We start from the raw sequence: 22,507 nt of genomic DNA, 5'->3' as shown, positions 1-22,507 counted from the left end.
GTAGGGGCTGCGGGGCAGGGCATCCGATAGCGTGAGAGGGGGCGGGGGCGCAATGCGGGGCGGGGGCGCGTTAAGTGCCCGAGGGCTGCCTCCCGAACCACGCCGGCCCTACCACTGGATCGCTTCCAGATAGTCGAGCAGATTGGCGAAATCGGTTTCCAGCACCTCCCCATCCGCGCCGCCATTTGGGTAGACATGGCGCAGGCCAACGGCGGAGAAGTCTGGCATGGGTGAGGCGGGGTCGTCTTTCGCAAGCTGGCCCATGACGAAGCGGCTGACAAACTCACGGGGGAAGTAGCCGTCATTGCGCTGTTTCAGCCCGGCCAAATCCGGCGGCACGACATCCAGATGCAAGGACATCGGACCGCCCCCTTCGCCCTGCGCCCCGTGGCAGGCGGCGCATTCCTTGGCATAGACCCGCTGCCCCGCGCGCAGCCGGTCGGTGTCGTCAGAGGACCCCTCCGAACAGGCAGAGAGGAGGGCGCAGGATAGCCCGGCAAGGGCAGCGAGTTGAGGGCGCATAGGGGGTCCTTTCGATGGGCGTTAGTGCGACAGAAGCACAGGAAAGGCGCTTTGTTCAATCAGGCTGCGGGTCGTGCCGCCAAAAACCATCTCGCGCAGGCGGGAGTGGTCATAGGCGCCCATGACAATCAGATCGGCCCCGGTTTCTTTGGCGCGTTTCAGGATGGCGGTGCCAATGTCCTCGCCTCCGCTGGCATATTGCTGCACGGCAACGTTGCAGCCTTGGTGGGTCAGCCAAGCGGCGACATCCGTGCCCGGGTTCTCACCGTCATAGGCCGAGATTGAGACCGGGTCGAAAAGCGCCACGGTCACCTCCCGCGCATTGCGCAGGATTGGCAGAGCGGCGCGGATCGCCCGCGTGGCGGGAATGCCCGCTTTCCATGCGACGAAGACCGATTGCGGGGTCAAGGCCGCCTTGGACTGCGCGGTGTTGAGCAGAACCGGCACGGCGGACTCAAAAAGGGCGGCATGGACGATGTCCTCGAACAGGCGGCTGTCTTCGCGCAGGTCCGCGCCGATAAGCACCGCATCACAGGTCAGCCCCGCCCGCGCCACCGTGTTGCGCAGGCCGGAGGCATCGCCACAGACCGCGCGCACATCCGCGCTGGCGCCTTGATCGGTGAGATACTGCGAAAATTCCGCGCGCTGTTTTTCGACCGCCTCGCGGGCCGCGTCCACATCCGCCTGCCAGCCTGCCGGGAGGGAATAGGTGCTGAGTTCGCCCACCCCCATCGAATAGACCGGGACGGCAGGGGTTTCGCTGAGCAGAAGAACGATCAGATGCGCGCCCTGGGTCTGCGCCTCGCGGGCGAGGGCCTCAAGCTGATTTGGCCGGGCATCGACCCCCAGAACGACTGTGATGGTGGCATTTTGCATGGCGACGCTCCTCATGTGACCACGGCCATTATGGGGCGGGCCGGAGCGGCTGCATTGATCTGGATCAAGCGGGAGGAGGACTGCGGAAAGAACCGTAGGCGGCATGCGCCGGAAAAGGGTATCGCCCCCGCGCAAAGGGGGGCGATACCTGCGTCAGTTAAAAGCTGATCGACGCGGTCAGGCTGACAGTGCGGCCCGGTTCGGTCAAGGGCACCACATTGGCAAGCCCAAGCCCATCGGAACTGCGGCTTGCATAGGTCGCGTCGAACAGGTTCTGCACGTCCATGCGCACGTTCAGGTTCTCCATCCGCCGCGGTTTGTATTCCGCGTAGAGATTGACCACCTCATAGCCGTCGAGCGACACATCGGTATCGTCGTTCTCCAAGGCGATCTGCGCGGTCGCGCCGATACGCCATTCCTCGGTCACGTCATAGCCCGCTTCGAAGCCAAAGATATGGCCGACCGGACGGCCAAGGTAATAGGCGGTCGTGGCGGTTGTCGCGTCGTTGGTTTGCACATCGGCATAGGTGTAGTTCAAGGTCGCGAAGCCGCGCGCGCCGGTATAGGTGACCGACCCGTCGAAGCCGCGCGATGTCAGATCGTCCACAGCACCGCGTGCGCCGCTCGAGGGCAGAACGGCGTTGATGTCTTCGATCTCAGTGTCGAAGAGCGCGCCTTTGACCGCCCAAGGGCCGCTGTCGTAACGCAGGCCCAAGCGCACCGCATTGGCGCGCGAGGTGGTGAAGCCGTCATAATTCCACGGGGTGCGGAAGTTGACCAATGCAGCCTCGCCCAACTCATAACCGCCCCAGCTGGAGGCGGCTCCGGCGTTGAGGGTCCATTGATTGTTCAAGACGTAATCGACCGAGCCGTTGACGCTGGCGCCGCTGGCGTCGAAATCGCTCCCATCCGCGCCTTCGAAGGATGCCCAGTCGTAGCGCCCGCCGTAGGATACGGAGATGCGGTCGGAGAGATCCTGCCGTGCCTGCGCGAAGATACCGATGTTGCTAAGCTCTTCGCGGCCGCTCGAACTGCGCGGGCTGACCGTGTTGTCATAGCCTTCGGCGCTTTCGTCAAAGAAATCGACACCGACATTGACGCTGCCGTTGCGGAGCGTGAAGTCGTTGCTGAGCACACCGCTGAGGCTTTTGTTCACGCCATAAAGCGAGCCTACGTCCATCGCCTGCTCGTTGTAGCTGAGCTGCGCATAGGGCGCCCAGATGCCCGAGGGGTTCTCATCCTCATAGGTCAGCGTATAGGAGGTGCGCTGCGACAGCGCTTCGTAGAGCACCGTGTCGCGCCCGATCACATCGGCAAAGTCGGGGCGGATGAAGCCACCTTGAGACGCGCGCAGGCCATTGTCGGTTGTCTCAGAAGCAGAGAAGCTCAGACGTTTGCCGCTTTGCGAGGTATAGGCGAATTTCGCGATATAGTCGGTCAGGTCCGCCGCCGTGCCGGTGATGGTGCTGCCCGAGCCGTCATCATAGTCATCGCCCGTCGCGCGTGTGCCGCTCAGCAGGTATTCAAAACCGTCGTTCTGCCCGAAGAGGGTCAGGGTATTGCGGAACCCTTGGCCATTGCTGCCATAAGATAGCGTGTAGCGACCTCCAAAGGGATCGTCCCCGTCCAGCAGATCGCGGGCGTCTTTCGTGGTATAGGCGATGGAGCCCGCCAGCGCGTTTGGCCCCTGATCCGCCGGGGCAAGCCCCGCGCTGACCTCAACGGATTTCAGCAAGGCCGGATCCAGCAGAACGTTGCCGGTATGGTGGAAGGCCGATTTGTTCTGACGCGCGCCATCGATGGTGACGGAAAGCATGCTTTCCTCGATCCCGTTCACATAGACCTTCTGCGCGATCGGCGCGCCGCCGCTGGCGGTGATCGCGGATTCGCCGGCAAAGACATCGGCCACGGTGGCCGGGTTGCGCTGTTCGATTTCGGTTTCGGTGATCTCGTCATTGCCCAAAACAGCCTGAGCGGCTGAGGTCTGAATGCGCAGCACACCGAGATCGAAGGCGGTGTCGTCTTGCGCGTAAGCGAGAGTGGCGGTCGAGCACATCAGCCAAGAGAGCGCGACGCGCTTGGCGGTATTGGTTTTCATTTTATTGTCCCTTGTAGAAATCCTTGGCTGGCTGGGACTCATGAAACCGCTTGCTTGCTCTGCGCGGATAGTTGCGACAATCCGCCGAAATGTTCAAGGCGCGGATTTGGCTAAAGCGGGAGGGTGGCGGCTGCGGCGTTGGATTTCTACGCGGGTGCCTGGTCTTTAAGCAGACCGGTTTGGAGGACGGCGACGTCGAGGCTTGCGCGGCGACTGACCAGCGTCTTCGTATCGGGGGAAATAAGCACCACGCCCAAGGCGTTAGTGGCGGAGAGACAGGGATTCGAACCCTGGGAACCCGTGAAGGCTCAACGGTTTTCGAGACCGCCCCGTTCGACCACTCCGGCACCTCTCCGCGGGGGTCTGGGGGGTCCGTTTAGTCGCCTTTTCCAGCAGTGGCAAGAGGGGTTTTGCGCATCAATTGAAAGTTTGGGGATTTTCATTGCGCCGAGGCTGGTAGAGCCTAAGTCTAAAGGCAGAATTCTGCGAAAGGACCGCCCATGTTTCGCCAAAACCGTATGATTGCAGCCCCCTTTGTCATGGCGTTGATGCTGCTCGTCGCGCTTGCCCTGCCGCTGCGGGCGGCGGATCGCGGCGCGTTGGAGCGGTTCTTGGAAGTGACCGGCTTTGACGTGGCGTTGGAGAGCATTCGCCTGTCCGCCGATTCCGCGCCTGAGATGTTAGGGCTGCAAAGCGAGGATTTCGGCTCGGAGTGGTCGCGGCTGGTGCGCGATGTCTTTGACACCGAGTTGATGCACGACATGGCGATGGATATCCTTGCCGAGACGCTCAGCGATGACCTGTTGGATCATGCCGCCGGATTCTATGCCTCCGATCTGGGCCAGCGTTTGGTGGCGGTCGAGAACAAAGCGCATATGGCTGAGGATGACGGGCTGAAGGCCGAGAGCGGTGCCGCCATCATCGCGGGGCTTGAGCGGATCGGCTCCCCCCGGTTGGAGACCCTGCGGCGTTTGAACGTGGCCAGCGATGTCGAAGAAATCTCGGTCCGGGCCATTCAAGAGGTGCAGATTCGTTTCCTGATGGCCGCCGCGGCGGCCGGGGTGATCGAATTGCAGATGGAAGAGCCGGACCTGCGCGAGGCGATGCGGGCGCAGGCGGATGAGCTGGGCGCGCAGATCGCCGCTAACGCATTGGCCAACGCCGCCTATACCTATCAATCCTTCTCGGACGAAGACCTTGCCGCCTATGCCGAGGCGTTGGAGCATCCCAAGATGCAGCAAGTCTATACGCTGATGAACGCCGTTCAATATGAGATCATGGCCAACCGGTTTGAGGCCGTGGCCGCGCGGCTTGCGGCCATGCAGCCCAGTCAGGACATCTGATGCGGGCTTGGGTTTTCGCGCCGCTTTTGTGGCTTCTGGCGCTGCCCGCTTGGGCCGATGCGCGGATGACTGTGCTGGTCGATCTGTTGGAGCTTCGCCAAGCGGCGGTGATCCTCGGCAACGAAGGGCAGGCCCATGCGGAGGTGCTGAACCAAGACATGCTGGGCGGGCAGGGCGGCCCAGCCTGGCAGATGCAGGTCGAAAGCATCCACGATCCCGAGCGTATGGTCGAAATGGTCCGCCGCGCCTTGGAAGAGACGATGACGGCGGAGGAGGTCGAAAAGACGATCGCCTTCTATTCCACCGAACTGGGGCGCCGGGTCGTCGGGTTGGAGAATGCCGCCCGCGCCGCCATCGCCGAGCCTGAAGTCGAGCAGATTGCGCGGGCAAACTATGGGGTGCTGGCGGGAGACGGTGATCCCCGGGTGACTTTGATCCGCCGGTTGATCGACGCTTCCGATATGATCGACCGCAATGTCGGCACGGCACTCAACAGCAATTTCCAATTCCTCCGCGGCATGCGCGATGGCGGCACGCTGGAGGACAGTGATGAAGACCTCTTGGCCGATGTTGGCGCCGATCTGGATGCGGTGACCGAAGACACCTCCGTCTGGTTGCACGCCTATATGCTGCTGGCCTATCACCCTTTGAGCAACGCCGAAATCGCGCAATATGCGGCCTTTGCCGAGACACCGGCGGGCCGGGCGCTCAACCTCGGGCTTTTCGACGGGTTCGGTCGGGCCTATGAGGATATCTCTTACGGGCTAGGGCGTGCGCTGGCGCTGAATATGGTGGCCGAAAGCCTATGACAGGCCCACGGGGCAGGGCCAAGAAAACCTACTTGACTTGCCCCGCCATTCCGAAGATAAGCCCGCATCCCGGCGGGTAATCCGTTTTCGGGATTGTTTTTTAATGACGCCCCATGGGCGCGCTGTTCGAGGCGGCTTGGCCGGAAAGCCATCCACAAACTCCCAAGCGGGGGCCACAGAACGCGGATGACAGAAAAGGAAGACGCATGTTTGCGGTCATCAAGACAGGCGGCAAGCAATACAAGGTTCAAGCAGGCGATATGCTGCGCGTTGAACGTATTGCGGCCAATGCTGGCGAAACGGTCCAGTTCAACGAAGTTCTGATGCTGGGCGGCGACAGCCCCGTGCTCGGCGCGCCCACGGTCAAGGACGCAGGCGTTCAGGCCGAAGTCGTCGATCAGATCAAGGGCGAAAAGGTCATCAACTTCGTCAAGCGCCGCCGGAAGCACTCTTCCAAGCGCACCAAGGGTCACCGTCAGAAGCTGACGCTGGTCAAGATCACCGACATTCTCGCCTCCGGCGCAGAGAAGTCGGGCGTATCCGAAGCTGTCGGCACCGGTTCCGTAAGCGCCGCCGCCGTGGCTGCCATCACCGGCAAGACCGATGAGGCTGCGCAGATCAAGAAGGCCAAGAAGGCGAAAGCCACCAAGGCCGCTCCGAAAGCCGAGAAAGCCGACCAGATGTCGGAAGCCGGCGCGGACGACCTGAAGGCGCTGAGCGGCGTTGGCCCTGCACTTGAGAAAAAGCTGCACGAAGCGGGCATCACCTCCTTCGCTCAAATCGCAGCATGGACCGAAGCGGATATCGCTGAAGTTGACGAGAAACTGTCTTTCAAAGGCCGTATCCAGCGTGAAGGCTGGGTCGAACAGGCCAAAGAAAAGACCAAAGGCTAAGGAGAGACCGAGATGGCACATAAAAAAGCAGGCGGTTCATCCCGTAACGGGCGCGACTCAGCTGGTCGTCGCCTTGGCGTGAAAAAATACGGCGGCGAAGCCGTCATCCCCGGCAACATCATCGTGCGTCAGCGCGGCACCAAGTTTTGGCCTGCCGAAGGCGTTGGCATGGGCAAGGATCACACGATCTTTGCAACCGTCGACGGCGCTGTGACCTTCCACAAAGGTCTGAAAAACCGCACGTTCATTTCGGTTCTGCCACGCGCGGAGGCCGCTGAATAAGCCGTACCCCAAAGGGTTTGAAAAAATCAGGGATCGGCGATACCGCCGGTCCCTTTTTCTTTTTCGGAAAGACCCCCGATGTTTTTAGTTTCCAGTTCAGGGCCCATTGGCCTGCCGGGCCGTTTCTCCGCTCTTTGCGGACCGCGGCTGAATTTTGATAAAGTCGTTACATTCGGCAGGGAGGAATATGTCGAATGTGTCAACGCCTCGGCGCGCGGGTTACGCGCGATCGGGGCAGGGGCGGCCCGTCTGGCCAAAGGCCCCCAATCCAGTCTGTTCGGAGGAGGAACATGACGATGCAGTTGGAAGCGATTGTGAACCAACCCCTTATTGAGACTGAGCGGTTTGACCTGCGTCCGGTGCGCCGGTCCGACATGGGTATGATTGAGATGTATGCCAGCGACCCGCGGGTCGCCAATGCCACATCCTCAATCCCGCATCCGCTGCCGCCCGGCAGTGTCGAGGCCTATGTCACCCGCGCCATGTCCGATGACCGTGAAGAAGACGTCTGGGTCATGGATGGCACCCGGGCGGACAGTTCCGAGGTGATGGGCGTGATCTCCCTCACCCGGCTGGACCGCAACCAATCCGAAATCGGCTATTGGGTGGCACCGGCGTTCTGGAACACGCATCTTGCCTCTGACGCGGTGCAGGCTTTGGTAAACGCCAACCCCTTGGGCAATGACGCGCTTTTTGCCTCTGTTTTCCATGACAACCCGGCCTCGGCCAAGGTGCTGACCAATGCGGGCTTTGTCTATCTCGGCGACGCGGAAACCTATTGCTTGGCCCGCGATGCTGCCGTACCCACATGGACCTATAGCCGCAAGCTGTAGCTCCGTTTCCCGTGCCTGAAAGGCAAGACCATGAAGTTTCTCGACCTCTGCAAAGTCTACATCCGATCCGGTGCCGGGGGCGGCGGCTGTGTGTCGTTCCGGCGTGAGAAATACATCGAATATGGCGGCCCGGATGGCGGCGACGGCGGCACCGGCGGCTCGGTCTGGGCCGAGGCGGTCGATGGGCTGAACACGCTGATCGACTTTCGCTATCAGCAACACTTCTTTGCCAAGAACGGCCAGCCCGGCATGGGCAAACAGCGCACCGGTAAGGACGGTGAGGATATCATCCTGCGGGTGCCCGTGGGCACGGAGATCCTTGATGAGGATCAGGAAACCGTGATCGCCGATCTGACCGAGCTTGGCCAGCGCGTGCAGCTTGCGCGCGGCGGTAATGGCGGCTGGGGCAACTTGCATTTCAAATCCGCCACCAACCAAGCCCCCCGCCGCTCGAACCCCGGGCAAGAAGGGGTGGAGCGGACGCTCTGGCTGCGGCTCAAGCTGATTGCCGACGTGGGGCTTTTGGGCCTGCCTAACGCGGGCAAGTCGACCTTCCTCGCGACCACGTCGAACGCGCGGCCCAAGATTGCCGATTACCCTTTCACCACGCTGCACCCGAACCTTGGGGTCGTCGGCGTCGATAACACTGAATTCGTCGTGGCGGACATTCCCGGCCTTATCGAAGGTGCCTCCGAAGGGCGCGGGTTGGGTGACCTTTTCCTAGGCCACGTAGAGCGTTGCGCGGTGTTGTTGCACTTGATCGACGGCACCTCGGAAACCGTGGCCGAGGATTACCACACCATCATTGGAGAGCTGGAAGCCTATGGCGGCGATCTGGCGGAAAAACCGCGCGTCACCGTGTTGAACAAAGTTGACGCACTGGATGAGGAAGAGCGCGCAAGTCGTTTGAAAGAATTGGAAAAAGCCTCAGGCGCTGACGTGATGATGATGTCCAGCGTCGCGGGTGAAGGCGTGACCGAAGTGTTGCGAACTTTGCGCCAGAACATCGACGATGACCGCCTGCGTTTTCGCAGCACCGAGGAAGAGACACCTTGGCAACCCTAAGCACCGCCCGCCGCGTCGTCATCAAGATCGGCTCCGCCCTTCTGGTGGACCGCGATAGCGGCAATCTGCGCCGGGATTGGCTGACTGGATTGGCGCAAGATGTCTTGTGGCTCAAGGGCTTAGGCTGCGATGTTGTGCTGGTATCCTCGGGCTCCATCGCGCTTGGCCGGGGTGTTCTGGGCCTTCCGCCGACCGTCTTGGCGCTGGAACAGGCGCAGGCCGCCGCGGCGGTGGGGCAAATCCGCCTTGCCCGGGCCTATGAAGAGGTGCTGGCCCCCCATGGGATCACCACGGCGCAGGTGCTGGTAACGTTGGAAGACAGCGCCAACCGCCGGCGCTACCTCAACAGCCGCGCGACCTTGGAGCAACTGCTCTCGCTCGGCGTCGTGCCCATCGTGAATGAGAATGACACGATCGCGACCGACGAAATCCGCTTTGGCGACAATGACCGTCTCGCCGCGCAGATCGCGGTGACGGTGGGCGCGGATCAGTTGATTTTGCTCTCCGATGTGGATGGTTTCTACAGTGCCAACCCCTCACAGGACCCGACCGCGAAACGCTATGATGTGATCGAGAGCATCACGCCCGAGATCGAGGCGATGGCCGGTGATGCCGGGTCGGGCCTGTCCAAAGGTGGCATGAAAACCAAGCTGATGGCCGCGCGCACGGCGACAACGGCGGGCTGTGCGATGGCGATCACCGATGGGTTCGTCATGCGCCCGCTCACCGCGCTCGAAAGTGGGGCGAATGCCACTTGGTTCAGCGCGCAGAGTGATCCGCAGGCCGCACGGAAACGGTGGATTGCGGCGATGAAACCGCGCGGGGCGGTGACCTTGGACGCCGGAGCCGTGGCGGCTTTGGCGCGGGGCACATCCCTTTTGCCGGCCGGGGTGACCGCCGTTGAGGGGCGTTTTGAACGGGGCGATAGCATCGCCATGTATGACCCCGCCGGTCATGCGGTGGGTCATGGTCTCAGCCGCTATTCGGCGGGGGAGATCGGGCAGATCAAAGGCCGCAAGAGCGCGGAGATCGAGGCGCTTTTGGGTTATCCCGGGCGGGCGGCTTTGATCCATCGGGACGATATGGCGCTTTAGGCGAAGGTGAAGATAGGGGCATAAGGCTATGAACGAAATCGAGAATATCTCCGAGCTGATGGCCGATATCGGCGCCCGCGCCCGTGCAGCGGCAGCGCAACTGGCAACCGCCACGGCCGAGAGGAAACACGCCGCCCTGATCAGCGCTGCCGATGCGGTCTGGAAAAACCGGGCCGAGATCATTGCCGCCAATGAGCAAGACCTCGCCTTTGGCCGCGACAAGGGGCTGTCGGATGCCATGATGGACCGGCTGATGCTGAACGAAGAGCGCATTCGCGGCATGGTCGACGGGCTGCGGTCGGTCGCGGAACAGGTCGATCCGGTGGGCGAGGTGATCGCTGAATGGGACCAGCCCTCGGGCCTTAACATCCAGCGCGTGCGCACGCCGCTTGGCGTGATCGGCGTGATCTATGAATCGCGCCCCAATGTGACGGCGGATGCCGGCGCGCTTTGTCTCAAAGCGGGCAATGCCGTGATCCTGCGCGGCGGGTCGGAAAGCTTTCATTCATCGCGCGCCATCCACGCCTGTCTGCAACAGGGGCTGCGCGATGCGGGCATGCCCGAAGACGCGGTGCAGTTGGTGCCGACGCGCGACCGGGCGGCGGTGCGTGAGATGCTGACGATGACGGATACCATCGACGTGATCGTGCCGCGCGGCGGCAAGGGGCTCGTCGGCTTGGTCCAGCGTGAGGCGCGGGTGCCGGTCTTTGCCCATCTGGAAGGCATCGTGCACATCTATATCGACGCCGAGGCGGACCCCGAAAAAGCCTTGAAGGTCGTGCTGAACGCCAAGACACGGCGGACGGGCATCTGCGGCGCGGCGGAATGTCTTTTGATCCATGAGGATGTCGCCAAGACCATTGGCAATGGCGTGATCCGGGCGCTGATCGACGCAGGCGTCGAAGTGCGCGCCGATACGGCCTTGCAGGATGTCCCCGGCACGGTCCCGGCCAGCGATGCGGATTGGGGGCAAGAATACCTCGATATGATCGTCGCGGCGCGGGTCGTCCCCGGTCTGGACGCTGCGATGGCGCATATTCGCGAGTATGGATCGGGGCATACCGATTGCATCCTGACCGAGAATGCGGAGACCGCTGCGGCGTTCTTCATTGGGCTGGATTCCGCGATCCTGATGCATAACGCCTCGACCCAATTCGCGGATGGGGGAGAGTTCGGCATGGGCGCAGAGATCGGCATCGCCACGGGCAAGCTTCATGCCCGCGGCCCCGTTGGCGCGGCGCAGTTGACGAGTTTCAAATACCTCGTGCGTGGCGAGGGGACTGTGCGCGGCTGACCGTCAGAAAGACAGGGTCAGTGCCGTATCGCTGTTGTCGAGCGTGATTTCTTTCCCCTGTGCTTCGGCCAGAATTGGCAAAAGCGCGAATTGAACCTGCGCGGGCTGTAGCGGCCGGTCCGGCCCGGGCTGTGTCAGCAGCGCCCAAAGTTCAGGGTCTATCGCGATTTTGTCAGCCTCGGCCAGTAGGGACCAATGGCCTGCCCCTTCGGCGATGGTGATCCGCCCGCCGTGGTGCAGGGCCGTTTCGATACAGAGCAGCGCGAGGAAGGCCATCCGCACGCTGTTGCGTGATTGGGAGCTTGTAACCTGCCAATCAACCTCAACCCGCGAGGCGGCATAGAGATCACGTAGGATCGAAGTCACCTCGTTCTGACCCATGGTCTGATCGCCCGCAGCCCCAAAGGCGATGCGGAAAAAGCGGATCCGGGCCGAAGCGCTTTCGACGCTTTGGCCGATCAAGGCAAGCTCAGGCCCCGGGGCGGCCCCGGTGCCCGCCATCTGAAGCAATTCAAGCCCGTTGTTGATGGCCCCGATTGGCGATATCAAGTCGTGGCAAATGCGGCTGCCGATCAGGGCGGGCAGGTCGATGCTAAGCTGGCCCATGGTGGCCCCTTGGAATGATTGGAAATGGCATGGATGATCTGAACGCGCTGCTGACGCCGGGCATGTTGGTGATGCATCCGCAGCATCCCGAATGGGGCACGGGGCAGGTGCAAAGCAATATCGGCGGCAAGGTGACGGTCAACTTTCGCGACCAAGGCAAAGTGGTCATAGACAGCTTTCGTTTGGAATTAATGCCGGTCTTTGATGAGGGATGACCCTTTCCAAATCCTTAATGGTGGCAGAAAATTTTCTTAAAGCAACCATAGGGAGAGTAGCCGATTTCCGCTTTCCTCGCAACTGTTGCGCCCGCGCTACCGATTGCCTATCAGGCGGAGACTTTCATTTCGGGCATAGGATTGGCCGATGCCGCGGGGCTTAGCAGCAGATTTTCAGGTCAGATTAGCGCAGACGGAGGCCGATGTGCAGGCGGCACAGCGGCTGCGGTACGACGTTTTCGTGCGGGAGTTGGGCGGCGGTGGGCCGATGGTCGATCATGCCGCCGGGTTGGAGCGGGACCGGTTCGATCCCTACTTTGACCACCTGCTTTTGACCGACCGGCGCAGCGGTAAATTGGCGGGCGTCTACCGGGTGATGCGGGGCGATATGGCCGCGCGGGCAGGGGGCTTCTATTCGGCGGCGGAGTACGATCTAGCGCCGCTTGTCCAGTCGGGTCGTAAGCTGTTGGAATTGGGGCGCTCTTGCCTTGACCCCGCTTATCGCGGTGGCACGGCGATGCACCACCTTTGGGCCGCGCTAGCAGGCTATGTTGCCGAATATGAGATCGAGGTTCTCTTTGGCGTGGCGAGCTTTCATGGCACCGACACCGCGGCTCTGGCCGAGCCGCTTTCGCTTTTGCATCACCGGCATTTGGCGCCGCCCGAACTGCGGGTCCGCGCGCGCGAATATGCGCCCATGGACCTGATCCCCGAGCCCGAGTTGGACCGGCGCAAGGCCATGCTGGCGGTGCCGAGCTTGATCAAAGCCTACCTTCGGTTGGGGGGCACCGTGGGCGAGGGGGCCTATATCGACCGCGCCTTCAACACCACGGATGTTTGCCTGATCCTTGATACGAAACAGATGAGCGCGCGGCAGATGCGGTTCTATAACGGGAGCGCTGCATGAGCACGACTTGGGACAGCGACCAGCCGCCGCCAGAGCGGCGTTTGACCCTTGCAGGGATGCTGCGCGTCATGCTCCGCGGCGCGGTCTTGGCGCTTTTGGTTTTCGGCGGCTTGCTGGTCTTGCTGCTGCTGCGCTTGATCGAGCGGCCAATTTTTGGCCTGCATCGGCCCATCACCCCCCATATCACGCAGATGGTATGCCGCACGGCGTTCTGGGTGCTGGGCATGCGCTTTATCCGCCGCGGCACCCCGATGGAACGGCGCGGCGCGGTGGTGGCCAACCATACCTCATGGCTCGATATTTTTGCGCTGAATGCGGCCAAACGGATCTACTTCGTCTCTAAATCCGAGGTGGCGGGCTGGCCCGGCATCGGCTGGCTGGCACGGGCGACGGGTACCGTCTTTATCCGCCGCGACCGGGCCGAGGCGCGCACCCAGACAGAGGTGTTCCGGACGCGCCTCTTGGCCGGGCATAAGCTGCTGTTTTTCCCCGAGGGCACCAGCACCGACGGGCTTCAAGTGCTTCCCTTCAAGACCACGCTGTTCGAGGCCTTCTTTGACCCTGCCTTGCGGGATGAGATCGCGGTGCAGCCCGTCAGCGTCATCTACCACGCGCCGCAGGGTGAAGATCCGCGGTTTTATGGCTGGTGGGGGGATATGTCCTTTGGCGCGCATCTGCTAACGACGCTGGCCGCGGCCCGGCAGGGCGCGGTTGAGGTGGTCTATCACCCGCCGCTGCCCGTGGCCGAGTTCACCGGGCGCAAGGCGCTGGCGCAACGCTGCGAAGCGATTGTGCGCGCGGGCCATGCTCAGACAGGTGCTGATGGCGGGCCGCGCCTGCAATAAGCCCCTTGCGCTGCGCCGCGCGCTGGCCTATATGCGCCCCACTTGAACCCGCAGTCGGGGTTGGGCCTTTTGGGGAGAAATCCCAGATCGTCCGCCGGTTGGCAGCATGAGGCTGTCATACCCCCGATGAGGCTAAACCGGAAAGGTATAAAGACATGGCTCTTCCTGAGTTCTCCATGCGCCAACTGCTCGAAGCAGGCGTACACTTTGGTCACCAGACACAGCGCTGGAACCCCCGCATGGGCCCGTATATCTACGGCGCGCGCAACGGCATCCACATCATGGACCTCACACAGACCGTCCCCATGCTGGACGAAGCGTTGAAAGTGATCCGTGACACCGTCGCCAAGGGCGGCAGCGTTCTCTTCGTTGGCACCAAGCGTCAGGCCGCACAGCCGATCGCCGACGCCGCAGAGAAATGCGCACAGTACTACATGAACCACCGTTGGCTCGGCGGTACGCTGACCAACTGGCAGACCGTTTCGCAGTCGATCAACCGTCTGAAAAACATCGACGAACAGTCCGAGCGCGGTTTCGAAGGCCTGACCAAGAAAGAGCGTCTTGGCATGGAACGCGACCAAGCGAAGCTTGAAGCGTCGCTGGGCGGTATCCGCGAAATGGGCGGCCGTCCTGACCTGCTCTTCGTCATCGACGTGAAGAAAGAGTCGCTGGCCATTGCAGAAGCCAACAAGCTGGGCATCCCGGTTGTGGCCGTGGTTGATACCAACTGCTCGCCCGACGGTGTTGATTACATCATCCCCGGCAACGACGACGCGGCCCGCGCCATCGCGCTCTACTGCGATCTGGCATCGCGTGCTGCTCTCGACGGCATGTCGGCTCAGCTGGGTGCGGCAGGCGTTGATCTGGGCGCCATGGAAGAAGCTCCCGAAGAAGAAGCCGTGAGCGAAGAGAGCACCGGCGTCGAAATCGGCAACGCGTCCGAAGAGACTCTGCACGACGATGCCATGGGCAAAGATGCGCCTCTGGACATCGAATCCAAGAAAGAGACCGTCGCCAAAGCCGAAGGCTAAGCGTCACGGACCTGAAACACGGGGCAGGGTAACCTGCCCCGATTTCCACCAGAGGCGGGCCTTGGGCCTGCACCCGATTTCCAAAGGAGAACCAAGAGATGGCAATCACAGCATCCATGGTCAAGGAACTGCGCGACAGCACCGGCGCAGGCATGATGGACGCCAAGAAGGCACTGACAGAAAACGACGGCGACATGGAAGCCGCTGTCGACTGGCTGCGCACCAAAGGTCTGGCCAAAGCGGCGAAGAAATCCGGCCGTACCGCTGCCGAAGGTCTCGTGGCCGTTAAGGTCGAAGGCGGTCACGGTGTCGCGGTTGAGGTGAACTCCGAAACCGACTTCGTGGGCAAGAACGCTGAATTCCAATCCATGGTCAGCAACATCGCCGATGCCGCGCTGAAAGTGGACGATGTCGAAGCGCTGAAAGCGGCTGAGATCGACGGCAAATCCGTTGAAACCACCCTGACAGACGCCATCGCCAAAATCGGCGAGAACATGTCTCTGCGCCGCATGCAGAGCATCGAAGGCGAGACCGTCGTCTCCTACGTCCACAACGCCGCCGCACCCGGCATGGGCAAAATCGGCGTTCTGGTCGCCATGACCGGTGGCAACGAGGAACTGGGCAAGCAGATCGCGATGCACATCGCTGCTGTGAACCCCGCGTCGCTCTCCGAAGCTGATCTGGACCCAGCCGTGGTCGAGAAAGAAAAGCAGGTTCAGATGGACATCGCCCGCGAAAGCGGCAAGCCCGAAGCCGTGATCGAGAAAATGATCACTGGCCGCATGCAGAAGTACATGTCCGAAGTGACACTGGTGAACCAGTCCTTCGTCGTGAACCCTGACCTGACCGTCGGCAAGGCCGCTGAAGAAGCGGGTGCGACCATCACCGGTTTCGTGCGTCTGGAAGTTGGCGAAGGCATCGAAGTCGTCAAAGAAGACTTCGCAGCAGAAGTGGCGAAAGCCGCGAAAGGCTAAGCCTTCTCGACCTGAAGAATATGGGGCGGTGCATTCCGATGCGCCGCCCTTTTTCGTGGGCATTCATCGATAGCGACGCCGATAAAAACGACGGCTCGAAGTATCAGGGCAGGTTCTGGATGGGGCAGGGGAAGGATCCGGTCAGCCAGGCGAAAAATAAACCTGACTGAGACCGGCGAGCCAAAAAGCGCCTTGGTATTACAAGGATTTAAGGCCCGTCGTACCGCAGGTGCGAACACCCGCGATACTGGCGGACCATGGCCATCTACTACCTGAGGTGCCAGTAAGGTATTCCATACCCTAATATATTACGGATCCATCACGAACATCTGGTTGGCAAAGGCTGCTTTCAGCACCGCCTGGGCCGTCGTTTCGACCGACAAAGCCTCCCGTGCGAGGCGCAGGTGTTTTTCGACCGTAGGCGCCGTCAGGCCCATCAGCAGGGCGATATCCTGTGTAGTCTTGCCATCTCCGACCCATTGCAGCACCTCCAGTTGACGCCGCGTGAGGCTGCGGTTGGGGCTGCTATAGGGCAGGGAGAGAATTTTCAGATGCGCAATTTCATTCATCAGCTGAATGTCCGCGCCATGCGTGGCCCAAATCGCATCCACCTCATCCTGAGACAGGCCACGGCGCGCCGTTAGCGCAATCGCCCCCTTGGACCGGGCCGAGATCGAGCGGAAGCTGATCGTATAGCCCGCCGTCACATCCATGCTGGCGTTGAAGTCGATCACCCGTTTTTCGGTCTCCGACAGGCCATCGCGCTGCGTGATCTCCGCCAAGGTGCCCCAGCTACAAGCGCCTTCGTTGTTGAGTGCCCAACGCAGCATCGGCGCATTGAAGTAGAGCCCGCTGTGCAGGTAGCCGTTGAGGTATTCCGCGCTTTGATTGCTCAAAATCACGAAATCCGCCGGGTCGCCCAAAGAGGTCGGTGTGCGGTAGCGCGTAAAGCCGTAGATCAGCCGGTCGAACCCATAGTCTGCCATCTGTCGCGTATGGGCATCCCAGAGTGCTTCGATTGTCGGGCTATGCGCGATCTGATGCAGATAGTCGCGCAAAATCATCAGCTTACGATATGACGTTGAAGGGCTTGGATTGCCAGAACATAGCCATGAACGCCAAAGCCGCAGATCTGTCCAAGGGCCACAGGCGCGATATAAGACGTGTGGCGGAAACTCTCGCGCGCGTGAATATTGCTCAGATGCACTTCGACCACCGGCAGTCCGACAGAGGCGATGGCGTCCATCAGCGCGATGGAGGTATGGGTATAGGCGCCGGCATTCAGAATGATACCAGCATGTTGGCCGCGGGCCGCGTGGATCAGATCGATCAGGCTGCCTTCGTGGTTCGACTGCGCAAACTCCATCTCCAGACCCAGCCGCGCGGTTTCCTCGGCACAGAGCGCCTCAACATCCGCCAAGGTGGTCTTGCCATAGACCTCAGGCTGTCGCGTGCCCAGAAGGTTCAGGTTCGGGCCGTTCAAGATAAGTACAGACGCCATAATCACTCACATTAAATCATCTAGATAGTGTTAACGGAGCAAAACTGGCGCTGTCCAGCGTCAGGTGGCATTGCGGTGCTACTGTGGCGAGAAAATCGCAACAACAGGGCTGGCATGGTGATATGTGAAACTGATAATCAGTATTATGTAAATAAAACGGTTCCTGAGAAGCGCTAGAAGAGTTTAACCCAAGGCATAACCCGCGCCGCGCACGGTTCGGATCGGGTCTCCGCCACCTTCGCGCGTCAATGCTTTGCGCAGTCGCGCGATATGAACGTCCACCGTGCGGGTATCGACATAGATGTCGCGGCCCCAAACGTGGTCGAGCAGTTGATCGCGGCTGAACACGCGCCCGGGTTTTTCCAGCAGCGTCGTCAGCAGCCGATACTCTGTCGGTCCCAGTTTCAGCTCGTTGCCCGCGCGGCTCACGCGGTGACGCTCCGGGTCAAGCTGGATGTCGTCAAAGCTCAGCAGCGCGCCTGCCGCTGCGGGACGTGTGCGGCGCAGCTGCGTGCGCACACGGGCCATGAGTTCGCGCAGGTTGTACGGCTTGATCACATAGTCGTCCGCGCCGGTTTCGAGCCCCCGCACGGTATCCACTTCCTCAGAGCGCGCGGAGAGCATGATGACTGGAATGTGCCGCGTCGCCTCGCGCGATTTGAGTTGGCGGCAAACTTCGATGCCGCTCATCAAAGGCATCATCCAATCGAGGATCACCAAATCCGGCGCAGCCTCTGAGACCAGAAGCATGGCTTCTTCGCCGTCTTCGGCCCGGCGCACCTCAAAGCCTTCGGCTTCGAGGTTATAGGCCAGCACCTCACGTTGCGCGGGTTCATCTTCTACCAGCAGAACTTGCGGTCGTGTGACGTCCATCGTCTCAGTCCTTCGTGGTGATCGAAGTGCGGTCGGCCTTGGGCCGGTCGTCCTCGGGCGTCTCACCGGTCACCAGATAGACAACCTGTTCGGCGATGGCGGTCACATGGTCACCCATACGTTCGACGTTTTTGGCGATGAAATGCAGATGCATACAGGCGGTGATGCTGCGCGGGTCTTCCATCATGAAGGTGAGGAATTCGCGGAAGAGCGCATTATACATCTGGTCGACATCTTCGTCGCGGGTGATCACATCCCGCGCAAGATCCGCGTCGCGCTGGATATAGGCGTCGAGCGCGTCTTTCAGCATCGCCTCAACCGCGCCAGCCATGCGGCGGATCGCGCCGGTGCTGTCGCTGACAGGCTCCATCTGGTTCAGGACGCTGGTGCGCTTGGCCATGTTTTTTGCATAGTCGCCAATACGTTCGAGGTTGGCGCTAATCTTGATGACGCTCAGCGTCAGACGCAGGTCGATCGCTGTGGGCGCGCGCAGCGCGATGACGCGGGCGGCGCTTTCGTTGATTTGCTCTTCCAGCCCGTCGATGGCCTTGTCCCCTGCCCGCACCTCATTGGCGAGCTCTTCGTCGCGGGTTTCGAGCGATTGCGCGCCGCGGCGAATGGCATCTTCGACCAGCCCGCCCATTTTGAGGATCTGCGCCTGAACGGCCTCCAGATCGCGGTCGAATGCTGATGCAATGTGTTGATCTGACATGATATTATCCAATACGGCCGGTGATGTAGCTTTCGGTGCGCGGATCTTGGGGCCGCGTGAAGATGTCGTCGGTGTCGCCAAATTCCACAAGGTTGCCGAGGTGGAAAAAGGCGGTTTTCTGGCTCACCCGCGCGGCCTGTTGCATGGAGTGCGTGACGATCACGACGGAGTAGTTCTGCCGCAATTCGTCAATCAATTCCTCGACTTGCGCGGTGGCGATGGGGTCGAGGGCCGAGCATGGTTCGTCCATCAAGAGCACTTCGGGCTCTGTTGCCACGGCGCGGGCGATGCACAGACGCTGCTGTTGGCCGCCCGAGAGGCCGGTGCCCGGTGCGTGCAGACGGTCCTTCACCTCGTTCCAGATCGCGCCCCGGCGCAGGGCCTGTTCGACGATATCGTCGAGGTCGGCCTTATTGCGGGCCAGCCCGTGGATGCGGGGGCCGTAGGCCACGTTGTCGTAGATCGACTTTGGAAAGGGGTTCGGTTTTTGAAAAACCATACCCACTTTGGCGCGCAGCTGCACCGGGTCGACCCGTTTGTCATAGATGTCTTCGCCATCGATACGGATGTCGCCGGTCACGCGGGCCACATCAATTGTGTCGTTCATCCTATTGATACAACGCAGAAAAGTCGATTTGCCGCAGCCCGAAGGGCCGATAAAGGCGGTCACGGTTTTGTCGTTGATGTCGATGTCCACGTCGCGAATGGCGTGGCTGTCACCGTAGTAGACCTGCACTTTGCGGGCCGCGATCTTGACGGGTTGGGTTGTCACGTCACTCTCCGAATATCTGTTGTCTTTCATGGTCCCGTCCTTGGTTTACCAGCGACGCTCAAAGCGGCGGCGCAGCAGCACGGCAATGGCATTCATCGTGATCAGGAACACCAGCAAGATGATGATACCGCCCCAAGCACGTTCGTAGAAGGCCGGGTCGGCGCGTTTGGCCCATTCATAGATCTGGGCCGGCATGGCGGAGTTCGGCGACATCAACCCTTCGGCGATGCTTTCCGGCGGGTTGGAGGCGATGAAGCCGACCATGCCGATCAGCAGCAAAGGTGCTGTTTCGCCAAGCGCTTGGGCCAGCCCGATGATGGTCCCCGTAAGGATGCCCGGAGCGGCGAGAGGCAGCACATGGTGGAACACCGATTGCATCTTCGAGGCCCCTACCCCAAGCGCCGCGTCGCGGATCGAGGGCGGCACCGATTTGAGCGAGGCGCGGGTCGAGATGATGATCGTCGGCAGGGTCATCAGTGTCAGCACCAGACCGCCCACCAGCGGGGCCGAGTTCGGCAGGTGCATATAGTTGATGAAGACCGCAAGGCCGAGGATACCAAAGACGATCGAAGGCACCGCAGCGAGGTTCGAGATGTTCACTTCGATGATATCGGTGATCCAGTTCTTCGGCGCGAATTCTTCGAGGTAGATCGACGCGGCGACCCCGATGGGCAGCGCCAGCACCAGCACCACCAGCATCATCGCGAAAGAGCCGATCATCGACACCCCCATGCCCGCCGCTTCGGGCCGCGCGTCAGAGGCGTCGGCGCCTGTGATGAAGTCGAGGTTGAAACGCTTTTCGATGCTGCCGTCGGCGATCAACGCATCGACCAGATCAAGCTGCTCGGCGCTGATGTTCTTGTCATTGGCGATGCTTTCGCGGGTCACGCGGCCCTTGAGGTAGCCATCGACACGGCTGTTGGTCAGGAACTCGAATTCGGCATTCGTGCCGATCAGCTCGGGGTTGGCCAAGACGTAGTTGCGCAACTGGGCGGCGGCGTCTTTCGACAGGATATCGGCCATCGCCTTGGGCTTGAGATCGCTCTCGACCTCGCCCGCTTCGATCTTGTTTTCAAAGGCAGCTTTCAGCAGGGGCGAATATCCGAAGGTCGAGACCTTCTTGATGTCTTCCAGATCGCGGTTGCCGTTCTTGTCGAGCTTGTCTTCCAGCAACGGCACGGAAAGCGTCACATAGGTCTGCTGAAACGCGCCGGTCCCGCGGGAGATGATGGTGAAGAGCAGCGTCAGCAGCATCAAGAGGCCGATGACGATGGCAATGATGCCATAGAGCTTGAAACGGCCCTCGGAAGCGTTGCGGCGTTTGGTGCGCCCGTCTTGGACCAGCAGAGAGGCTCCGCGCGGGTCTGCGATGGGGGCTGCGGGGTTGGGGATATCGCTCATTCGTACTGCTCCCGGTATTTGCGCACGATGTAGAGGGCCAGCACGTTCAGGCCCAAGGTCAGGACGAAGAGGGTCAGGCCAAGGGCGAAGGCCACCAGCGTCTCGGGGCTGGCGAAATCGCTGTCCCCGGTCAACTGGCTGACGATGCGGGTGGTGATGGTGGTCATGGCTTCCAGCGGATTGGCCGAGATGCGAGCGATGGCCCCTGCCCCCAGCACCACGATCATGGTCTCACCGATGGCGCGGCTGGCGGCGAGCAAGACGGCGCCGACGATGCCCGGCAGCGCCGCAGGCATGACCACTTGGCGGATCGTCTCGGACTGGGTCGCGCCCAAGCCGAAAGAACCGTCGCGCAGCGACTGCGGCACCGCGTTGATGATGTCGTCCGACAGGGAGGAGACGAAGGGGATCAACATGATGCCCATGACCAGCCCGGCGGTCAGGACCGAGGTCGCCCCCGACATCCAATCGACGCCCAGAAGCCCCTCTTCCCCACGCCCGAAGACTTGGACGAGGAACGGCCCCACCGTCAGCAGTGCGAAAAGGCCGTAGACGATTGTGGGGATGCCTGCGAGGATTTCGAGCAGCGGCTTGGCCGTGGCGCGTACCTTTGGGCCTGCATATTCGCTCAGGTAAATCGCGGCGAAAAGCCCGATGGGCACGGCCACCAGCAGCGCGATGAGCGAGATATATAGCGTCCCCCAAAGCAGCGGCAGGATCGACAGGTCACTGTCGCCGCGGAAGTTCGGTGCCCAGGAAGAGCCGAAGAAGAAGTCGGTCCAGGGGTGCAGGTTGAAGAAATTAATCGTCTCGAAAAGCATCGACAACACAATGCCAACGGTGGTCAGGATCGCGAGCGACGCCGCGAGGATCAGCAGCGCCTTCACGCCCCCTTCGACCCGGTTGCGGGCGCGGAAGGTGGCATCGGTTTCGCGGTAGACCATGGCCAGCCCGGCCAAGGCGATCAGCGCCACGATGATGTTGCGCCAGAAATTGCCCGTCGCCGTCATCTCGCGGTAAGCCTGCGCGGCTTGCAGCACCTCGGGGCTGATCTCGGCACCCAAGGCAACGCCCTGTTCGCCCAGCCATGCGCGCAGGTCATCGGCGGCGGAAAGATCGGTCGCATCTGCCGCGCTGAGCGCGCCGGAAGAGACGGCCGCGTCCAGCCCATCAGCCAGACGACGCACATCGCTCATGATCAGATTGACGGAGGAGCCTTCGGGCACAGCCTCGGCGGGGATCATATCAACCACCGAAGATTGCACCAGCATCGGCTGAACCAGCAGCCAGATGCCCAAAACCAAAAGCGCGGGCACCGCCACGCTCATCACTGCATTATAGCCGTAGTAGCTTGGCAGCGAATGCAGCTTGCGGCTGTCGCCTTGGGCAGAGGCCAAAGCCCGACGCCGCGCAAGGAAATACCCGCCCAGTGCCAGGGCCGCGATCAGGATGACCAGCGGCAGCACCGCGCCTGTTGTCAGTATTTGTCCCACATGTCCCCCGGTGGATCAAAAAGCGAAAAACCGGGGGCAGTCACCCGCCCCCGGCGATAAGGGTAAAG

At 61.5% G+C, this 22,507-nt stretch carries 24 protein-coding genes and 1 tRNA gene; 13 read left to right on the top strand and 12 right to left on the bottom strand.

What is annotated here, in order from left to right; genetic code table 11:
• Positions 1-108: 108 nt before the first annotated feature.
• The 4 genes from ACGYLD_RS03040 to ACGYLD_RS03025 form a co-directional block, all read right to left on the bottom strand.
• Positions 109-522 (bottom strand): cytochrome c, encoded by a 414-nt coding sequence (locus tag ACGYLD_RS03040; protein WP_271693764.1) that lies wholly within the window; start codon positions 520-522, stop codon positions 109-111.
• Between the two features lie 21 nt (positions 523-543).
• Complete coding sequence (locus ACGYLD_RS03035; RefSeq protein WP_271693765.1) at positions 544-1,398, bottom strand: universal stress protein; 855 nt, start codon at positions 1,396-1,398, stop codon at positions 544-546.
• Between the two features lie 157 nt (positions 1,399-1,555).
• Positions 1,556-3,496, bottom strand: a complete 1,941-nt coding sequence (locus ACGYLD_RS03030; protein WP_271693766.1) for a TonB-dependent receptor domain-containing protein — start codon at positions 3,494-3,496, stop codon at positions 1,556-1,558.
• Between the two features lie 265 nt (positions 3,497-3,761).
• A tRNA-Ser gene (locus ACGYLD_RS03025) sits at positions 3,762-3,851 on the bottom strand.
• A gap of 145 nt (positions 3,852-3,996) precedes the next feature.
• Here ACGYLD_RS03025 and ACGYLD_RS03020 point away from each other — a divergent pair.
• From ACGYLD_RS03020 to ACGYLD_RS02985, 8 genes are all read left to right on the top strand, one after another.
• Entirely contained in the window at positions 3,997-4,839 is an 843-nt protein-coding gene (locus ACGYLD_RS03020) for a DUF2059 domain-containing protein (RefSeq protein ID WP_394401088.1), read from the top strand.
• The gene (locus ACGYLD_RS03015; protein ID WP_394401085.1) at positions 4,839-5,648 is read left to right on the top strand and encodes a DUF2059 domain-containing protein; all 810 of its coding nucleotides are present in this window, start codon (positions 4,839-4,841) and stop codon (positions 5,646-5,648) included. The genes ACGYLD_RS03020 and ACGYLD_RS03015 overlap by 1 nt, the downstream gene beginning before the upstream one ends.
• A 206-nt stretch (positions 5,649-5,854) precedes the next feature.
• On the top strand, positions 5,855-6,541 hold the full coding sequence (locus ACGYLD_RS03010) for a 50S ribosomal protein L21 (protein ID WP_067262097.1): 687 nt from the start codon (positions 5,855-5,857) through the stop codon (positions 6,539-6,541).
• A 12-nt stretch (positions 6,542-6,553) separates the two neighbouring features.
• A complete protein-coding gene (gene rpmA, locus ACGYLD_RS03005) occupies positions 6,554-6,823 on the top strand; it encodes a 50S ribosomal protein L27 (RefSeq protein WP_067262095.1) in 270 nt (89 codons plus the stop codon).
• 296 nt (positions 6,824-7,119) lie between these two features.
• Entirely contained in the window at positions 7,120-7,656 is a 537-nt protein-coding gene (locus tag ACGYLD_RS03000; protein ID WP_067262104.1) for a GNAT family N-acetyltransferase, read from the top strand.
• A gap of 30 nt (positions 7,657-7,686) precedes the next feature.
• Positions 7,687-8,721, top strand: coding sequence for a GTPase ObgE (gene obgE / locus ACGYLD_RS02995; RefSeq protein ID WP_271693769.1), 1,035 nt, complete (start codon positions 7,687-7,689; stop codon positions 8,719-8,721).
• Positions 8,709-9,815 carry a glutamate 5-kinase gene (proB, locus tag ACGYLD_RS02990; RefSeq protein WP_271693770.1) on the top strand — a complete coding sequence of 369 codons (1,107 nt, stop codon included), beginning with the start codon at positions 8,709-8,711 and terminating at the stop codon, positions 9,813-9,815. Before obgE ends, proB begins: the two co-directional genes overlap by 13 nt.
• Before the next feature lie 28 nt (positions 9,816-9,843).
• Positions 9,844-11,109, top strand: coding sequence for a glutamate-5-semialdehyde dehydrogenase (locus ACGYLD_RS02985; protein ID WP_271691294.1), 1,266 nt, complete (start codon positions 9,844-9,846; stop codon positions 11,107-11,109).
• A gap of 3 nt (positions 11,110-11,112) precedes the next feature.
• On the opposite strand, the gene ACGYLD_RS02980 is transcribed toward ACGYLD_RS02985, so the two are convergent.
• Complete coding sequence (locus ACGYLD_RS02980) at positions 11,113-11,715, bottom strand: histidine phosphotransferase family protein (protein ID WP_271691295.1); 603 nt, start codon at positions 11,713-11,715, stop codon at positions 11,113-11,115.
• Between the two features lie 29 nt (positions 11,716-11,744).
• Between ACGYLD_RS02980 and ACGYLD_RS02975 the strand changes: the two genes are divergently transcribed.
• From ACGYLD_RS02975 to tsf, 5 genes are all read left to right on the top strand, one after another.
• Positions 11,745-11,930, top strand: a complete 186-nt coding sequence (locus ACGYLD_RS02975; RefSeq protein ID WP_067262087.1) for a DUF3553 domain-containing protein — start codon at positions 11,745-11,747, stop codon at positions 11,928-11,930.
• A 148-nt stretch (positions 11,931-12,078) separates the two neighbouring features.
• Complete coding sequence (locus tag ACGYLD_RS02970) at positions 12,079-12,837, top strand: GNAT family N-acetyltransferase (RefSeq protein WP_271691296.1); 759 nt, start codon at positions 12,079-12,081, stop codon at positions 12,835-12,837.
• Complete coding sequence (locus ACGYLD_RS02965; RefSeq protein WP_271691297.1) at positions 12,834-13,682, top strand: 1-acyl-sn-glycerol-3-phosphate acyltransferase; 849 nt, start codon at positions 12,834-12,836, stop codon at positions 13,680-13,682. Before ACGYLD_RS02970 ends, ACGYLD_RS02965 begins: the two co-directional genes overlap by 4 nt.
• A gap of 155 nt (positions 13,683-13,837) precedes the next feature.
• Positions 13,838-14,713 (top strand): 30S ribosomal protein S2, encoded by an 876-nt coding sequence (gene rpsB, locus ACGYLD_RS02960; protein WP_067262080.1) that lies wholly within the window; start codon positions 13,838-13,840, stop codon positions 14,711-14,713.
• A gap of 98 nt (positions 14,714-14,811) precedes the next feature.
• Entirely contained in the window at positions 14,812-15,687 is an 876-nt protein-coding gene (tsf, locus tag ACGYLD_RS02955) for a translation elongation factor Ts (RefSeq protein ID WP_067262078.1), read from the top strand.
• Between the two features lie 308 nt (positions 15,688-15,995).
• On the opposite strand, the gene ACGYLD_RS02950 is transcribed toward tsf, so the two are convergent.
• The 7 genes from ACGYLD_RS02950 to pstC all read right to left on the bottom strand — a co-directional run bounded on the left by ACGYLD_RS02950 (position 15,996) and on the right by pstC (position 22,439).
• The gene (locus tag ACGYLD_RS02950) at positions 15,996-16,751 is read right to left on the bottom strand and encodes a LuxR family transcriptional regulator (RefSeq protein WP_271691298.1); all 756 of its coding nucleotides are present in this window, start codon (positions 16,749-16,751) and stop codon (positions 15,996-15,998) included.
• Positions 16,751-17,188, bottom strand: coding sequence for a type II 3-dehydroquinate dehydratase (gene aroQ / locus ACGYLD_RS02945; RefSeq protein WP_271691299.1), 438 nt, complete (start codon positions 17,186-17,188; stop codon positions 16,751-16,753). Before aroQ ends, ACGYLD_RS02950 begins: the two co-directional genes overlap by 1 nt.
• 183 nt (positions 17,189-17,371) lie before the next feature.
• The gene (phoB, locus tag ACGYLD_RS02940; RefSeq protein ID WP_067266767.1) at positions 17,372-18,061 is read right to left on the bottom strand and encodes a phosphate regulon transcriptional regulator PhoB; all 690 of its coding nucleotides are present in this window, start codon (positions 18,059-18,061) and stop codon (positions 17,372-17,374) included.
• A 4-nt stretch (positions 18,062-18,065) separates the two neighbouring features.
• Complete coding sequence (phoU, locus tag ACGYLD_RS02935; RefSeq protein ID WP_209217798.1) at positions 18,066-18,773, bottom strand: phosphate signaling complex protein PhoU; 708 nt, start codon at positions 18,771-18,773, stop codon at positions 18,066-18,068.
• Between the two features lie 4 nt (positions 18,774-18,777).
• Positions 18,778-19,575 carry a phosphate ABC transporter ATP-binding protein PstB gene (pstB, locus tag ACGYLD_RS02930; RefSeq protein WP_271691301.1) on the bottom strand — a complete coding sequence of 266 codons (798 nt, stop codon included), beginning with the start codon at positions 19,573-19,575 and terminating at the stop codon, positions 18,778-18,780.
• A 15-nt stretch (positions 19,576-19,590) separates the two neighbouring features.
• Positions 19,591-20,946: a phosphate ABC transporter permease PstA gene (gene pstA, locus ACGYLD_RS02925; RefSeq protein WP_271691302.1), complete on the bottom strand. Its 1,356-nt coding sequence runs from the start codon at positions 20,944-20,946 to the stop codon at positions 19,591-19,593.
• A complete protein-coding gene (pstC, locus tag ACGYLD_RS02920) occupies positions 20,943-22,439 on the bottom strand; it encodes a phosphate ABC transporter permease subunit PstC (RefSeq protein ID WP_394401077.1) in 1,497 nt (498 codons plus the stop codon). Before pstC ends, pstA begins: the two co-directional genes overlap by 4 nt.
• Positions 22,440-22,507: the final 68 nt, after the last annotated feature.

This window comes from Sulfitobacter sp. 1A12056 (genome assembly GCF_043558125.1).
Classification (GTDB): Bacteria; Pseudomonadota; Alphaproteobacteria; order Rhodobacterales; family Rhodobacteraceae; genus Sulfitobacter; species Sulfitobacter faviae.
The sequence above is the reverse complement of the archived record's forward strand: the minus strand, read 5'-3'. Positions and strand labels throughout refer to the sequence as shown.